10 protein-coding genes are annotated in these 16,071 nt (G+C 64.3%); 7 read left to right on the forward strand and 3 right to left on the reverse strand.

Features of this window, described 5'->3' with window-relative positions; all coding sequences use genetic code 11:
• Positions 1–113 precede the first annotated feature (113 nt).
• The gene (locus H3V53_RS17730) at positions 114–731 is read right to left on the reverse strand and encodes a hypothetical protein (RefSeq protein WP_336599064.1); all 618 of its coding nucleotides are present in this window, start codon (positions 729–731) and stop codon (positions 114–116) included.
• A 350-nt stretch (positions 732–1,081) separates the two neighbouring features.
• Positions 1,082–1,366 (reverse strand): hypothetical protein, encoded by a 285-nt coding sequence (locus tag H3V53_RS17735; protein WP_336599065.1) that lies wholly within the window; start codon positions 1,364–1,366, stop codon positions 1,082–1,084.
• A gap of 1,067 nt (positions 1,367–2,433) precedes the next feature.
• On the opposite strand from H3V53_RS17735, the gene H3V53_RS17740 reads away from it, so the two are divergent.
• From H3V53_RS17740 to H3V53_RS17755, 4 genes are read left to right on the forward strand one after another with little or no spacing between them, the layout of a single operon-like run.
• On the forward strand, positions 2,434–4,605 hold the full coding sequence (locus H3V53_RS17740) for an FUSC family protein (protein WP_336599066.1): 2,172 nt from the start codon (positions 2,434–2,436) through the stop codon (positions 4,603–4,605).
• Positions 4,602–6,098, forward strand: coding sequence for an efflux transporter outer membrane subunit (locus H3V53_RS17745; protein WP_336599067.1), 1,497 nt, complete (start codon positions 4,602–4,604; stop codon positions 6,096–6,098). Before H3V53_RS17740 ends, H3V53_RS17745 begins: the two co-directional genes overlap by 4 nt.
• Positions 6,082–6,282, forward strand: coding sequence for a DUF1656 domain-containing protein (locus H3V53_RS17750; RefSeq protein WP_336599068.1), 201 nt, complete (start codon positions 6,082–6,084; stop codon positions 6,280–6,282). The genes H3V53_RS17745 and H3V53_RS17750 overlap by 17 nt, the downstream gene beginning before the upstream one ends.
• Before the next feature lie 48 nt (positions 6,283–6,330).
• Positions 6,331–7,293 carry an HlyD family secretion protein gene (locus H3V53_RS17755; protein ID WP_336599069.1) on the forward strand — a complete coding sequence of 321 codons (963 nt, stop codon included), beginning with the start codon at positions 6,331–6,333 and terminating at the stop codon, positions 7,291–7,293.
• Positions 7,294–7,303: 10 nt separating this feature from the next.
• Here H3V53_RS17755 and H3V53_RS17760 read toward each other — a convergent pair whose 3' ends face one another.
• The gene (locus tag H3V53_RS17760; RefSeq protein WP_336599070.1) at positions 7,304–8,218 is read right to left on the reverse strand and encodes an AraC family transcriptional regulator; all 915 of its coding nucleotides are present in this window, start codon (positions 8,216–8,218) and stop codon (positions 7,304–7,306) included.
• Between the two features lie 501 nt (positions 8,219–8,719).
• Between H3V53_RS17760 and H3V53_RS17765 the strand changes: the two genes are divergently transcribed.
• From H3V53_RS17765 to H3V53_RS17775, 3 genes are all read left to right on the forward strand, one after another.
• Entirely contained in the window at positions 8,720–11,635 is a 2,916-nt protein-coding gene (locus tag H3V53_RS17765; RefSeq protein WP_336599071.1) for an ATP-binding protein, read from the forward strand.
• 258 nt (positions 11,636–11,893) lie between these two features.
• Positions 11,894–12,757 (forward strand): alpha/beta fold hydrolase, encoded by an 864-nt coding sequence (locus H3V53_RS17770; protein WP_336599072.1) that lies wholly within the window; start codon positions 11,894–11,896, stop codon positions 12,755–12,757.
• Positions 12,758–13,035: 278 nt separating this feature from the next.
• Positions 13,036–15,909 (forward strand): ATP-binding protein, encoded by a 2,874-nt coding sequence (locus tag H3V53_RS17775; protein ID WP_419539517.1) that lies wholly within the window; start codon positions 13,036–13,038, stop codon positions 15,907–15,909.
• Positions 15,910–16,071 lie beyond the last annotated feature (162 nt).

Here is a 16,071-nt window from a genome sequence, read left to right on the forward strand (position 1 = left end):
CTGTTAAGCGCTTGCCAGACGGAATTCGCAGCATCCGCGAAACTCGACGTCGTACCGGTCAGAAAATTGGTGAGTGCGGCTGCACCTTGCGCGGTTGTTATACGGTACTCATGTCATGCTCCAATCATTCTTTTTACCTTCCTGATATGATTTAGGGACATCAACCAGAATGGCGCTATAAATAGGTATGTAAACAGCGTTTGCTTTATATAAGATCTGGATTTTTCTAGTTTCTTTTTTTGCTCCTCCCGAGTTACTACGGCTTTACCGTCACTGGATATCACGTGTGTCGGCCAAAAGAGACCCGCTCCGTCCCGTAGAAAGAAGCCTTCCGCAAACACGCTTGTTAGTCCGGTTTGTCGCTCCCAGTCCCGCAGTTGCTCAACTCCCAAAGCATCCTGCAGGACAAAACTATGGCCCTGTTCATCGACGATTCGAGCAACCAACTCGTGATTTACACCTTTCGTTGTGGATTCATATAAAAGCGACCCTTTCACTTTTAAAAGATGCTCATCGGAAGGAATACGTCCTTGATACGGAAGCGACCAATAGAAAGTCAGGAACGGCATGCAGAGAGTGCAGGTAACACACAAGGACAGCAGCAGTTGTTTCCACTTGTGATCCTGCCCAACGACTGTGGGTGAACCAGCAGATAGGACGGCCCAAAATGCTTTGTTCCATCCTTGCAGACTTTCCAAAATCTTCGTGCCTTCACAAAACGAAGAACGCATACCCAGCCTGTGGTCGAATTAGAGATATGGGGGCAAGTTTGAGCGCAATCTCACCAGCGGAGATATCAGACAAAGACTATTTCGACCAACCGCCTGTAAATTTATGCGAATTGCATAGGAACAACACACCCGCCATTGAAGCATCAAGTCACTTGATGTTTGATTCGAAATGCGCGTGATGGAAGGACGAACAGGCACATTTCACCTCAGTGACCTAGACGGAAAAAGCCCGCTCACCGAAGGCGTCGGAGCGGGCTGCAGATTATTGGCGGTTGGGCAGGCTGTGGGATGTGTGGATTCAAAATTGGCGTCGTTCTGGGCGACCGCCTATCGGAGAACGCAGAAGTTCGCTATTCGAGTCGTCTGAGATTCAGCAGCCGGATTGTCTGCCCCTTACCGGTGTGATGCACCGCGTACCACAGGCTCAGGTCATATGTGCGATGTGGCAGGCGCACGGTTATCGCTGCAATGGCTCGGAGCAACGCGCGCCGCATCGCATCGGTTGCGTTGGCTTTCAACAGTGATTCGCCGCATTGCAGGCGTTCAATCTGCCAGTTCAGTGAACCGGTGACGAAGTCTGCTGCGGGCGTGCTCGGCTGATCTGGCCCGTCGGCGTCCAGAAAACGGTAGTTCATGAGTTACTCACCTTGACAAGACTATGACCAGCGTCGTCGGCGGGGCCGACGACGCAGAACGCCCGCAAAATGTGTCCCGTGGGTGTCCTGGAAAATAGCGGGAAAATTCTCAGAATACGCGGCGCGAACGGAAACCCTTGCCCGACAAGGATTTGCGCGTAGAAGGGTTCCCCGCAGAATGCCCCTGTGCGGGGCGGCACTTACTTTCTTTGCCGCCGCAAAGAAAGTAAGCAAAGAAAGCGGGCTCACACCGCCAATCCTTGACGACTATCCACGGGCTCTCAACGTCCCCACACTCCATATCGCAGTGTACTAGTACGCGCTGCTGCCAACGCATTTGCGAATGCCTCACCCACTGCACTCGTGCACGTCGCCGCATAGAGCCGCGGATCGCACACGCCCTGTGCGGCAAACTCTGTGTCGGCCCTCGCGAGGCAATGGAAAACATTGCTTCAACGTGGGTTTGTCCAGTTCAAGCGCTCCGCTGAAGCCGCGACAACCTGCACAGAGTTTGCCGCAAAGGGGCGCGGAAACATCAGGCACGGCGCGCCACTGTACGAAAGCATGAAGCGGGTGAGGCGGATCGCGAGCATGATGGCGACTCACGCGAAGAGGTGTGTCAACGCGTGAAGCGTGGGGACGTTGAGAGCCCGTGGATAGAAGTCAAGCATTGGCGGTGTGAGCCCGCTTTCTTTGCTTACTTTCTTTGCGGCGGCAAAGAAAGTAAGTGCCGCCCCGCAAAGGGACAACGCTCGCGCCGCGAGGCGCTATCGCGGATGCCAGCGCAAAAGGACAACCACACGACGCAACGCCCGCGCCGCGAGGCGCTATCGCGGATGCCAGCGCAGAGGGCAAGCACACAACACCAACGCCCGCGCCGCAAAGGCGCTAACGCAGATGTCGTGCAATTCAGCAATCCCCTCGTCATCGCTTGCCGCAAACTCAAACCTTGAACCGACATAGCATCGCGGAGCACTACACCCCGTGATCAGAAAACCCGGAAGTCACGCAAAAGCGAAAAGCGGAAAAAACGGAAAAAACGCAAAAACGAAAAAACGGAAACCACCATGCATGAGGAACTCAGGCAATACTGGAACGACGACTTCCCCCGCTTCAAACATGCGGCGAAAGTCGGCTTCGCCGCGGCGCTGGCGATGGGCCTGTGCATGTTGCTCGAGTTGCGCCAGCCGTCCACGGCAATCGTCTCGTGCATCGTCGTGATGATGTTCCAGCAAAGCGGCATGGTGATCGCGCGCGGCTTCTATCGCGGCCTGGGCATGCTGGGCGGTAGCCTCGCAGGACTCGTGCTCGTGTCGCTGTTCTCGCAGCAGGCGTGGCTCTTTCTGCTCGCGCTCGCGGCCTGGATCGGCTTGTGCGTGTTCGGCGCATCGTACTTTCGCAACTTCCAGTCCTATGGTTTTCTGCTCACGGGCTACGCGACCGCAATCACGTCGCTGCCCGCACTGTCGAATCCCTACGGTGTGTTCGATAACATCGTCTATACCGTCAGCGAAGTGGTGATCGGCGTATCGTGCGCGTGCCTCGTGAGCGCATTGTTCTTTCCGCGCCGCGTGGCGCCCGAGCTGTACGCGGCGAGCAGCAGCAACGTCGCTCATCTGTTCTCCGCGATTCACACGCTGCTTGGCTCCGCGCTGCAGAAGGACGGCTTCGGCACGTCGCTCGATCTGCTGCGCGAACGCGCGACGGTGCAGAGTCTGCGCGTCGGCGCTGTCTTCGAGGATCCGTCGATCCGCTTGCAGAATCACGCGTTCGTCAAGCTCGATACGAGCTTCGTCGATACGCTCGCGTCGGCCCACAAGCTGTGTCGCGTCATCACGCGATGCAAGCTCGAAGCGGATGGCGTCGCGGGCCGCGCAGCCAGCGGGGCGGTCGCGTCGCTGCTGTCGATCGTGCCCCAGGGCCTCCCGCCAGATGCAGCGGCTGAGACCTGCGTCGAAGCGTTGTCGGCTGCGCTCGCCGATTTCGATCGCGTGCTGGCGCGTCGCGCCGACGCGTTGCGACACACAATGCGCGGCGAGCCCCCAGCGCAGTGCGCGTTGGTCGAAATGACGGGCGCTGTGTTGCACGATTTCGTCGGCCGCCTGAGCGAACTGTGCCGCAGCTTCGTGGCCACGCGCCGCGCCGACGAGCGGCCCTGGCGGCAATCGGTACTGCGCTCGCTGATGCATATCGACAGTACGCGCGCCACGTCCAATCGCGCGGCGGCCATCGTCTCAGGCATGCGCGCGGCCGTTGCGGTGCTGTCGGTGGGCGCGTTGTGGCTCGCGTCCGGCTGGCAGGGAGGATCGAGTGCGCTGACTTCCGTCGCGATCGTCGCCGCGCTGTTCACGGTCGCGCCAGATCCCGTCGTCGCGAGCTGGCAGATGTTTTGCGGCTGCGTCGCGGGTGCGATCGCAGGCTTCTTCTTCAGCTTCTTCCTGCTGCCGATGTTCGACAGCGTCGCCTTGCTCGCGCTGGGCATGGGCGTCGCGATGATGGCGAGCGGCTATCTGAACACGTTTCCGAAGACCGCGACGCTCGGTCTCGGCTTCGGCGTGTTCTTTTCGTACACGGTCAACATTTCGAATCCCGTCACCTATGATCCCGCCAGGTTTCTCGACGCCAGCTTCGGGTTGATGCTCGGCATCGCCGCTGCCGCCGTCGCGTTTTCGACCATCGTGCCGCTCGCGGGCGACTGGATTTCCAACCAGTACCTGAAGCAGATCCGCTCGCTGGTCGCGCGTTCTGCGCGCGATGCCGATCTCGACAATCTCTCGCAGCGCTTCGAAGCGGGCATGCGCGGCTTCATCATGCGCATCGCGTCGGCGCCCGCCGGAGAGCGCGTCGACCAGATACGGCTGATCGCGTCGGCGTTCGCGGCGCTCGACGTCGGCCGCGCGATGATCGCGATTCGCGGCGACGCCGAGCGCGTGTCGGCCACGCTGCCATCCGATTGGCGCGCGGTTCAGCGCGACTGGCTCGACGCGATAGAGGACGTTTTCTACGCCGCAACGCAAGAGGCAAGAGGGCGCGCGATGCACGCGACCCAACGCGCGATGCACGCGCTGTCGCTCGTCAAATCCGATGCCGATGCCGATGCTTCGGCCGAGGCGTTCATCGCGCGCCGGATGCGCAGGTTGATGCGCTTCACGCAGCTGATCCTCGACGACGACACGCTGCCGCTGTGGCAGCACGCCGAGCCTGCGCGCGCCGAAACCGTGCGGGAGGTGGTCGCATGAAGCCGTGTGTCGAACTCGCGCGCGCGGCGCGCCGGGTGTTGCCGGCGGCGGCGCTGTGCATGGTGCTGTGCTCGTGCATCAGCAGCGGCGGCATTCGCCCGCACGAAACCGCGTTGAATCCCTCGACGCTCGATCCCGGCAATGAGATCCGCGCGACGCGCCAGGACGCCGCGTGGCCCACGGGAGACTGGTGGCGCCAATGGGGCGATCCGCAACTCGACGCGCTGGTCGCGGACGCGACAGCAGGCAATCCCGGCCTGAAGGAAGCGCAGGCGCGCATCGACAACGCGCGGTATCAGGCGCAGATCGCGGGCGCGGACGAGCTTCCGCAGGTCAACGCGAGCGGCACGTTCGAGCGCGAGCGCTTCGCGCGGTACGACTCGCCGTCGCCGCCGGGCGGCACGACCGTGTGGAGCAACAATGTGGCGGCCGATCTGTCGTACGACCTCGACCTGTGGGGCAAGACGCGCGCGATCCGCGAAGGCGCGCTCGATGCCGTGCATGCAACGCAGGCCGACGACCGCTTCGCCATGGTCGAACTGCAGACGGCCGTGGTACGTGCCTACGTGCAACTGTCGCTGCAATACGCGCTGCTCGACGTGTACCGCGACGTGCAGGACGAAGAGCAGCACACGCTCGACATCGCCACGCGCCGGCTGCAAGCGGGCATCGGCAGCCGCCTCGAGGTATCGCAGGCGCAAACGCAGCTGTCGACGAGCGTGACGCAAGTGCAGGCGGCGCAGCAGCGGCTCGAACTGGATCGCATCGATCTGGCCGCGCTCGCGGGCAAGGGCGCAGGTTATGGCGACGCGCTCAAACGTCCCGCGCTCGCGCTCGATGTTCCCATCGCGCTGCCGCCGTCGCTGCCCGTCGATCTGCTCGGTCATCGGCCCGACATCGTCGCGCAGCGCTGGCGCGTGCTCGCGGCCGAAAAAGGCATGGCGGCCGCGCACGCCGCGTTCTATCCGGACATCGATCTGCTCGCGACGGCGTCGCTGGGCTCGGCGGCGACCTTCGGCGGCTTCTTCAACCTGCTGAACAGCGACGGCATCGGCCACAGCCTGGGCGCCGCAATCTCGCTGCCGATCTTTGACGGCGGGCGTCTGCAAGGCCAGTACGGCGTGGCCGTCTCGGATCGCGACGCCGCCGTCGACGCGTACAACGCGGCCATCGTGAATGCGATGCGCGGTGTGGCCGCGCAGGTGACGTCGCTGCGCGCGCTCGACGCGCAGCAGCAATCCGTCCAGGCCACGCTCGATTCCGCGCGCAATGCCCACCGTCTCGCGATGACGGGTTACCGCAACGGCATCACGGAGTTTCTGAATGTGCTCGATGCGCAGAACGCGCAGTTGCGGCAACAGGAGCGGCTCGCGGGCGTCGAAGCCAGACGGCTCGATGCATGGGCGCTGCTGATGAAAGAACTGGGCGGCGGTTTCGCCGCGACGGCAGCGGACCGCGCTGCGATGGAGCCGGATCATGCCAGCCGAAATTGAAATCTTCTCCTTCCTCGTGCCGTATCTGCTGCCCGTGCTGATGGGCTGCGTCGCGGTGTTCGTGATGCTCGACCTGTTGCTCGCGCGGCTTGGCGTGTATCGATACGCATGGCACCCCGGGCTCTTTCGCGTCGCGCTCTTTGCCGCGATGTTCAGCGGCGTCTCGCTGCTGGTGCGCAGTTGACGGCGCCAACGGCGTTTGATGAACCGAATCAGCTCATAACAAATGACGATGAAACCGCAATCCCTTCTGCGCGCGCTGTTCACGATGACTGTGCTCGTGATCGCCTTCGTGCTGGTGCGTCTGCTGTGGGTCGACTACATGTATTCGCCATGGACGCGCGACGGCCGCGTGCGCGCCGACGTGATCGACGTCGCGACCGATGTGTCGGGACTCGTCAGCGACGTGCGCGTGAAGGACAACCAGTTCGTGCATCGCGGCGACATCCTGTTCGTGCTGGACCCGTACCGCTTTCACTATGCGCTCGCCCAAGCCGATGCCGATGTGGCGCGCGCGCAGGCCGCGATGGCGCGCGCGAAGGCGCAGATGTCCGAAGGCGCCTCCGCGGACCAGATGAAGCGCGCGCAGGCCGCGCGCCGCGCCGGTCTCGCCGGCGATGTGATCTCCGACGAGAGCCGCGAGGATGCCGCGTCGCTTGCCAGCCAGACCGACGCCGCGTATCGCGCGGACGTCGCGGCGTATAGCGAGGCCGAGGCGCAATACCAGGCGGCCGTGGTCGCGCAGCAGACGGCGCAACTCAACCTGACGCGCAGCGAGGTGAGGGCGCCCGCCGACGGCTACATCACGAACCTCGATCTGTACCCCGGCGACTACGCGTCGGCGGGCGTCGCGCGGATGGCGCTGATCGACGCGCATTCGTTCTGGGTCTACGGCTACTTCGAGGAAACGAAAATTCCGCGCGTGCAGGTGGGGGACCTCGCCGTCGTGCGTCTGATGGCGGGCGGCGTCGACATTCAGGGGCACGTGGACAGCGTGTCGAGCGGCATCGCCGATCGCGACAATCCGACCAGCGGCGACCTGCTCGCGAATGTCAACCCGATCTTCACGTGGGTGCGGCTCGCGCAACGTGTGCCCGTGCGCGTGCATCTGGACCGCGTGCCGCCTGGCGTGCATCTCGCCGCGGGCATGACCTGCACGGTCACGCTGCTGCCGCGCGCGCGGGCGCGCTCGTGAAGGCGCTGCGCTAGCGTCCTGCCGCGCGCCGCCACGCGCCCGGCGACGTACCGAGCATCTTCGCGAACACGCGGCTCAGATGGCTCTGATCGGCGAAACCGCAGAAGCTCGCGATTTCCGTCAACGTCATCCGGGTTGCCTCGATCAGTTGCCGCGCTTCGGCCACGCGCTGTTCGAGCAGCCATTGATGCGGCGTGCGACCCGTCGCGCGGGAAAAGGCGCGGATGAAATAGCCGCGCGACAGGTTGCACTCGCTCGCCACTTCGGCAATCGACGCGCCTTGCCGCGACCGTTCGATCAGCAGTTCTTTTGCACGCGCTTCATGCAGGTGCGACAGCGCGCCCTTCGCGCGCTGCTCGCGTTCGCGCAGATTGCCGTAGCGCCGCGCTAGATGCGTGCCGACCGCGATGCTCATCTGTTCGGCAAACAGCGAGCCGAGTTCGCCGCGATGATCGAGGTCGCTATCCAGCGCGCGAGCCAGATGGCCAAGCACGGGGTCTTTCTGGTCCGCCGCGCACGTGAGCCCGCCGATGCCTGGGCCACCTGCTTCATCGCTTAGTCGTGTGAAGAATGCGGGCGCTATTTCGACCAGTACGAAATCGAAATTCCCATATAGGTCAGCGCAATAATCTTCTGAAAAATCACGGATATAAATCGAATCCGCTTCAAATCGCCTGGCGATCATGCGCTCGCCAGTGAAGATATTCCGCCGATGTCCGCTGTTGAGCGAAATGCCCGTCAGAAAACCGCGTTCGCAGGCGGGCATCGCGACGCGATCCAGATGTTCGCCGTCCATGCGCTTGCGATAGAAGCGGATATCGCCAATATCCAGTTCGATGTCTTTGCGCAGTTTGCTCGACACGCATCCGAGGGTGTCCTTGGGCTTGGTCGGCGCGGCCGCCGGCGGATTTCCATCAGTCGGCATGGGTTTTCCTTAATTCATGCATCGCTTGTGAAACTTAATTGGATCAGTTTACAGGCAAGCAAAAAATTCCAAAATTAACGTTTAAGACCTGAGCGATCCATTCGATTTCACATCACGGAATACGCCCATTTGTCATGAATTGAAGGCCAGAATTATGGCGGATTTCAGCTTGCGCCTTGCAAGCGTCGCAATACGCGCATTCGGGCCAGCAGGCGCGCACCTTAAAAAGACCGCGCAAAGGAGAATGAAGGTCACTATTATTCAAGACGTGCCGTTACGGGCTGTTTACAATCAGCGTTCAATTATCAGTTTTCAGTCAGCCCGATTCGCCGCGCGCTCTCGCCATAGCCGATGTCACAGCATCGCTGCCCGGCGAGCGCACAAGCCGATCAACATGCTCGCGGCGACGGGCCGGTGCGTCCGGTCTGAACCTTCAGTCAGTTGGTCATCATCCCTTTGTCGATGTCGCGCGGAGCCAGGTAGCGTTTTTTGGAGGCGGCCATGATTCAGATCGGCACATTGCTCGTCAACTTCGAACAGCGGGAGATTCGTCAGCAAGGCCGGACCGTGCGGATCGGCGCGCGCGCCTTTGACATCCTTGAGGTGCTGTATCGCGCGAACGGCGGCATCGTGTCGAAAGACGCCATCATGGACGCCGTGTGGCCCGGCGTGATCGTCGAAGAAAACCGGTTGCAGGTGCATATCGCGGCGCTGCGCAAGATGTTCGGCGAGCAGCGCGAACTCATCAAGACAGTGCCGGGGCGCGGCTATATGCTCGTGTCGGAGAACCGGCTGGCGCGCGCGCCGGAGCGGCATGGCGGCATCGGCGCGAGCGGCAGCCTGCCTGCGTGCGCGGCGACGCTCGTCGGGCGCCGCGACGAGGTGGCGCAGATCCTCGGGCGGATCGAGGCGGCGAGCGTCGTCACGCTCGTCGGCGCGGGCGGCATCGGCAAGACCTGTCTCGCCGTCCATGTGGCGCGCGAGCTGCGCGACCGTTTCGGCGAGCCCGTGTGCTTCGTCGAACTGGCGAAGGCATCGTCGGGCGATGCCGTGCTGGAGATGCTGGCAAGCGCATTGCGTCTCGACACCTCCGCCGAATACCTGACACAGGAAAGTCTCGCCGAGCTGCTGGCGGCGGCGCCGTGCCTGCTCGTGCTCGACAACGCGGAGCACGTGATCGACGTGGTCGCGAGCCTCGTCGAAGGGCTGACGGCGCGCAATCCGTCGCTGCATGTGCTCGTGACGAGCCGCGAGCCGCTGCATATCTGGGCGGAATCCGTGTTCCGGCTGGAGCCGCTTGCCGTGCCCGGGAGCGGCGCGCCCGCCGATGCCGTCCTCGCGCATTCTGCCGTCGAGCTGTTTCTGTGCCGCGCGAAATCCGTTGCGCCCGATTGCGGCACCGACGAAGCCGCGATCCATCTGGTCGGCGAGATCTGCCGGCGGCTCGAAGGGCTGCCCCTCGCCATCGAGCTGGCGGCCGCGCGCGTCGCGACGCTGGGGATCGACGGCGTGGCCTCGCGTCTCGACGACCGCCTGAATCTGCTGACGGGCGGGCTGCGCTCGGCGCTGCCCCGCCACCAGACGCTGCGCGCGACCTTCGACTGGAGCTACGCGCTGCTCGATGCGAACTCGCGGATGCTGTTCCGGCGCCTCGGCTTCTTCGCGGGCGCATTCACGTTCGATGCCGTGTGCACCGTCGCGACAGAGCCCGACATGCCGATCGCCTCCGTCATCGCCAGCCTGAGCGAGCTGGCTGCCAAGTCGCTGTTGAGCGTCGGCTTCTGCGGCGCGATTGCGCAATACCGGCTGACGGAATCGACGCGTGCCTACGCGATGGAAAAGCTGCGCGACGAGGGCGAGTTGCAGCGCATCGCGACACGTCACATGCGTTATCTGCAGGACGGCATCGAGCACGGCAAGATGAGCATCGGCAATGCCGCGCCGGGCCTGCCGCCCGCCGAAGCGCGTCTCGCCCTCGACGACGCGCGCGCTGCCTTCGAATGGGCGTTCTCGCCGGGCGGCAATGCCGCGCTTGGCGTCGCGCTGGCGGGCTCGCTGGCGGGGACATTGCTGCAGGCTTCGCTGCTGCACGAATGCTACGAACGTTCGGGCCGTGCGCTCGCGGCGCTCGATGCGTTGCCGCGCGGTTCCGTCGATACCTTGTGCGAAATGCGCCTGTGTTCCGCGTATGCATCGACGCTGCTGCACACGGGCGGCGCCGTGCGCGATGCAGGTCCGTTGTGGAAGCGCGTGCTGGTGCTCGCACGCGAGGCGCGCGACGAAACCTTCGAAGCGCGCGCGCTGTGGGGCGCCTGGAATACGACGCTTGCATCGTCGGACATTCACGCGTCGTTTCGTTTCGCGACGCGCTTCCAGGAGTTCGCGGAGCGCTGCGGTACGCCCGCGCAGCGCATTCTCGCCGCCGAAATGATCGCCGTGTCGCTGCATTGCTTCGGCGAGCACGAGCAGGCGCGCGTGCGGCTCGAGCGCGCCGTCGCATCGCTGATGGAACTCGGCCCCATGGCGCCCGACGGCATCGGCCTTGCCGTCGATCCCAGCACCTTCGGCAACGGCACGCTTGCGCGCATCGTCTGGCTGCAGGGCCAACCCGAACGCGCGATGCAACTCGTCGAGCACGTCGTCAATTCGATCCGGCCTGACATGCTGGAGCCGTCGCTCAGTCATGTGCTCGCGGTGGCGGCCGTGCCGCTCGCGCTGCAATGCGGCGAACTGGAAACGGCGTCGCGCTATCTCGCCGTGCTGCAATCGCAGGTCGCGTTGAATCGCTTCGCGATCTGGCAGGCGTATGGCGAGTGTCACGCGGGACACCTCGACATTCTGACGGGCCACGCGCATGCGGGTCTCGTGAAGCTCGAACCCGCGCTGCAACGACTGTTGTCGTGCGGCTTTCGCCGTGTGCTGACGCCGATGATCGCCGTTTGCGCCGAGGCGCTGGCGCGCACCGGGCGTGTTGCCGAAGCCCGCGCGAAGCTCGACGAAGCGCTCGATTACTGCCGCGCGCACGGCGAGCATTTCTTTATCGCCGAACTGCAGCGTGTGATGGGCGTCGCGGCGCTCGAACAGTCTCGCGCGATGCAATCGACGGGCCGTGCTTCGAGCGCCGGCCAGTTCGAGACGGAAGGCCGCGCTCATCTGCGCGACGCCATTCAGACGGCACGCGAACAGCACGCGCCGATGCTCGAATTGCGCGCGGTGCTCGATCTCGCGAGCCATCTGCTCGAGCGGCAGGAAGCGGCGCGCGCGGCATCGCTGCTCGACGATGTCGCGACGCGCGTCGATGCGGGCTCGGGCGCGCCCGATATCCGCCGGCTCGCGCAATTGCGGCGCAGCGCGCGCGAAGCGCATCCTTCGCTCGATGCCGAGAGCGGTCGACACGCAATGGCAGGCGGTCTCTGATGCGCGCAAACGCTGCCTGAAATTTCCTTAACATCCGCGGACTGCATTGCGCGGGCGGCTGGGCCGGGTGCTGCCGCCTTCGTCGGGTCCGCGCAGCGCGTGCCGTTCAGGACGTTTAAGTCTGCTCCAAGGACTTCGTTGCTGCGCGGCGCTAAGCTTCGCTTCTGCGATGCGGCGGGCGGGCCCGCTGTGTCATGTCATCGAAACATCATCGCCACGCGCGACAGCGCCACGCGATGCAACGACGGAGAACAAGGAATGGCAACGCACAGCAACCAGCAGGCGCCGCGCGCGCAGGGCGGCAGCTTCGTGACCGCGAAGGACGGCACGGAGATCTTTTTCAAGGACTGGGGCACGGGCACGCCCGTGGTCTTTTCGCACGGCTGGCCGCTTTGCGCCGATGCATGGGACCCGCAGATGCTGTTCCTCGTGAACCAGGGCTATCGCGTGATCGCGCACGACCGTCGCGGACATGGCCGCTCGGGGCAGTCGTCCGACGGCAACGACATGGACACGTACGCGGACGATCTGGCCGCCGTGCTCGACGCGCTCGACGTGAAGAACGCGATGCTCGTCGGCCATTCGACGGGCGGCGGCGAAGTCGCGCACTACATCGGCCGTCATGGCTCGCAGCGCGTTGCCAAGGTCGTGCTGATCGGCGCCGTGCCGCCGTTGATGCTGAAGACGGCGGCCAATCCGGGCGGCCTGCCGATCGACGTGTTCGACGGCATCCGCAAGGGCGTCGCCGCGAACCGCTCGCAGTTCTTTCTGGACCTGGCCGCACCGTTCTACGGCTTCAACCGTCCCAACGCGTCCGTCTCGCAGGGGCTCGTGCAGGAGTTCTGGCGTCAGGGCATGGCAGGGTCGATCAAAGGCCACTACGAATGCGTCAAGCAGTTCTCCGAAGTCGACTACACCGAGGACCTGAAGAAGATCGACGTACCGACGCTGATCCTGCACGGCGACGACGATCAGATCGTGCCCATCGACGCATCGGCGAAGCGCTCGGTCGAGTTCGTCAAGAACGCGACGCTGAAGGTCTACCCAGGTGCGTCGCATGGCATGTGCAGCACGCACGTGGATCAGATCAACGCCGACCTGCTGGCGTTTCTGCAGCAATGAGAGGTTGATAAGCGTCGATGTACGGGCGCCCGCGCGCCGCATCGAGCAAGCCGCCCGGGGCGCATGCCGGGCGGCTTTTGTCCGTTGTACACTGTGTCGCGGCTTGCGTTTGTTGCCTGCCTGGATGCCTGCCCCAAGGCGGTGCTTTCGGCAGTCCTTTCCGGCACGCATGACGTCATGGCTGCATCGTCACAGCCATGTCGATACGACGTCGAGTAGTGCGAAACCTGCTTGACGCCGCGTTGCCGGATGCACGGTTTCTCACATCACCTGTTCTGATGATGACGATAAAGATCGGTCAACTCGAGATTTCACTCGATCATCGCGAAGTGCGTCTCGATGGGCAGAAGGTGCCGATCGGCAGCCGCGCATTCGACATCCTCGCGTTGCTGATCGCAGCGGACGGCGGGCTCGTGTCGAAAGACGAGATCATGCGCGCGGTGTGGCCGAAGACCGTCGTCGAAAAGAACAATCTGCAGGTTCATATTTCCGCGCTGCGCCGCGCGTTCGGCGCCGAGCGCGAGCGCATCAGCACGGTGCCGGGGCGCGGCTATCGCTTCGTCATGCATGGCCAGGTCGAGGTGGGCGCGTTGCCTGCCCGACTCCATGCCGGACTCGATGCCAGCGGTGACGTTGGCCGCGACGTTGGCCTCCACGCTGACCTCCGCGCATGCCAGCCGCCCGTCACACACGACAACGTTTCCACCGACACCGAACCCGCCAGGCCGTCGCGCCAGCCGCTGCCCGCGCGCGTGCCGGAGCTGATAGGCCGGCAAGGCGCGCTCGACGGCGTGGTGAGCGCGTTGCGCTCGCATCAGACCGTGACGCTGGTGGGCTCGGGCGGCATCGGCAAGACGCGGCTCGCGGTAGAAGTCGCGCATGCGGTCGAACAGGATTTCGCCGACGGCGTCGTTTTCGTGCAGCTCGCGGCCGTGTACGACGCGCAATCCGCGCTCGACGCGCTCGCGCTCGCGATGGGCAGCCGGCTGTCGGCAAGCCGCGCGGCGCTCGCGCAGATCGCGGGCGAATGGCGCGACCGCGCGGCGCTCGTGGTGCTCGACAACTGCGAACAGGTGGTGGAGACCGTGGCCGCCATCGCGGAAGCGCTGACGGGCGCGGGCAGCCGCATGCGCGTGCTGACGACGAGCCGCGAAGCATTGCGCGTGCGCGACGAGATCGTCTATCAAGTGCCGCCGCTTTCGATGCCCACCGCCGACGAGCCGGGCGCCGACGTGTTGCGCACGTCCGCCGTGCGCTTTTTCCTCGCCCGCGCGCAGGCCGACGGCGCGCAGTTTTCGCTCGACGAAACGAGCATTCGTCTGATGGGCGAAGTGTGCCGACGGCTCGACGGCATTCCGCTCGCGCTCGAACTCGCGGCCTCGCGCGCGGCTGTGCTCGGCATCGGCCTGCTCGCCGAACATCTGGACGACCGCTTCCGGATTCTCGCGGGCGGCAGGCGCACGGCGCTGCCACGACACCAGACGCTGAAGGCGACGCTCGACTGGAGCTACCGGCTGCTCAACGCCGACGAACAAAAGCTGTTGCGTTGGCTCGGGCTGTTCGTCAACGGCTTCACGCTCGACACCGCCTGCGCGATGGCGGCACATGCGGGGCTCACGCGCATGGAGGCGCTCGATGCCGTGAGCGGTCTCGTATCGCGTTCGCTGTTGACGACGGACCTCGAAGGCTCGTCGTATCGCTACCGTCTGCTCGAAACCACGCGCGCCTATGCGCAGCAGCAACTCGACGACAACGGCGAGCGCGCATCGGCGGCCGCCGCGCATGCCGCGCTGTTCCTGGCGTTGCTCGAAACGGCGCAGTCGCAATGGATGAAGCGGCCGGTCGTCGAGTGGCTGGGCGAGTTCACGCGCGAACTCGGCAACCTGCGGGCCGCGCTCGACTGGTCGCTCGGCGAGCATGGCGATCATGCGCTCGGCGTCGAGCTTGCCGCCGTCACCGTGCCTTATCTGTACGACCTGTCGATGGTCGAGGAGTGCTGCATCCGCGCGCGCGCCGCGCTGCGCCTGATCGCGCAGGACGGGCAGAACGCGCAGGACAAACAGGAACCCGTGCACGTCGGCGTGGAAACGCGCCTTGGCCTCATGTCGGCGCTCGCGGCGGCGCTCGTCTACACGGAAGGGCCGCTGCCGGAAACGCGCGAAGCATGGACGCATGTGCTGAACGATGCGGCGCGCGCCGATCAGCCGAACCACGTATCGAGGGCGCGCTGGGGCGTGTGGAACTGGCATCAGTACAGCGGACGCGCGCGCGAGGCGCTGTTGCTCGCGCGGCGCTTCGGCGATCTCGCGCGCAGCAGCGGCAATGCCACACATGTCGTGCTGGCAGGGCGCGTGGAAGGCATCGCGTTGCACTATGCAGGCGATCAGGCGGGCGCGCGTGCGCTGCTCGAACGGATGATTGCGGAGTACGAAGAGAAGCCTTTGAACCGCTGGAACACAACGGGCTTTCGCGTCGATCACGGCATCGTCGCGCGCGCGACGCTCGCGCGTGTGCTGTGGGTGCAAGGTCAACGCAGCGAAGCGTACGATCTGGCGGCGCACACGTTCGATTCGGCCGTGCAATACGACCATGAAATGGTCACCTGTTACGTGCTCGTCGAAGGGCTCGTGCCGATCGCGCTTCTGAACGGCGATCAGGCGGCGGCACGGCATGGCATCGACGTGCTTCAGGAAATTTCCGCGCGCTTCGGCCTCACGATCTGGAGCGCCTGCTGCGCATGCTACGACGCGTGGCTGGCGACGCTCGCCGAACCTGGCGATGCAGCAATTGGGCGGCTGGCCGCGTCGATTGCTGCAATGCGCGCAACAGGTTTCCTCGCGCAGATTTCGCCGTTGCTGGGACAACTGGCCGTTGCGATGACGGCTGCATCGCGCGAGCACGAAGCACTCGCTACGATCGATCAGGCCTTGCGTTTCGCCGACGACAACGGCGAGCGCTGGTACTACGCCGAGCTGTCCCGCATCAAGGGCGAGATAGTGCGCAAGCTCGGCCGTCACGACGAAGCGCAACGCTGGTTTGCCACCGCGCTCGACTGGGAGCAGCGCAACGGCAACGAACGGAGCGCCGTGCGCGGCGCCGGCCATGCGTCGCGCGTTTCGCTTCGCATGGCTTCCGTTCAGTCACGTGCTTAATAACGATTAAGCGTGTCATCAGGACTTTAAGTCCGCTCGTCACTAAGCTTCCCCCCGGGTCGTAATGCCATCGCGGCATTGTGAAACCTGCGCCTGAGCGGCGCGGGCGAACCGTTTGCGTCGGGCTTGCCGATGCGACGTCGACTGCAGCAATCCACTAAC

This window comes from Paraburkholderia bengalensis (assembly GCF_037126505.1).
GTDB lineage: Bacteria > Pseudomonadota > Gammaproteobacteria > Burkholderiales > Burkholderiaceae > Paraburkholderia > Paraburkholderia bengalensis.

Coding starts and splice junctions, on each gene's coding strand:
- H3V53_RS17730 (WP_336599064.1), bottom strand. CDS start 731: ATGCGTTCTTCGTTTTGTGAAGGCACGAAGATTTTGGAAAGTCTGCAA.
- H3V53_RS17755 (WP_336599069.1), top strand. CDS start 6,331: ATGAAACCGCAATCCCTTCTGCGCGCGCTGTTCACGATGACTGTGCTC.
- H3V53_RS17765 (WP_336599071.1), top strand. CDS start 8,720: ATGATTCAGATCGGCACATTGCTCGTCAACTTCGAACAGCGGGAGATT.
- H3V53_RS17745 (WP_336599067.1), top strand. CDS start 4,602: ATGAAGCCGTGTGTCGAACTCGCGCGCGCGGCGCGCCGGGTGTTGCCG.
- H3V53_RS17735 (WP_336599065.1), bottom strand. CDS start 1,366: ATGAACTACCGTTTTCTGGACGCCGACGGGCCAGATCAGCCGAGCACG.
- H3V53_RS17775 (WP_419539517.1), top strand. CDS start 13,036: ATGATGACGATAAAGATCGGTCAACTCGAGATTTCACTCGATCATCGC.
- H3V53_RS17760 (WP_336599070.1), bottom strand. CDS start 8,218: ATGCCGACTGATGGAAATCCGCCGGCGGCCGCGCCGACCAAGCCCAAG.
- H3V53_RS17750 (WP_336599068.1), top strand. CDS start 6,082: ATGCCAGCCGAAATTGAAATCTTCTCCTTCCTCGTGCCGTATCTGCTG.
- H3V53_RS17770 (WP_336599072.1), top strand. CDS start 11,894: ATGGCAACGCACAGCAACCAGCAGGCGCCGCGCGCGCAGGGCGGCAGC.
- H3V53_RS17740 (WP_336599066.1), top strand. CDS start 2,434: ATGCATGAGGAACTCAGGCAATACTGGAACGACGACTTCCCCCGCTTC.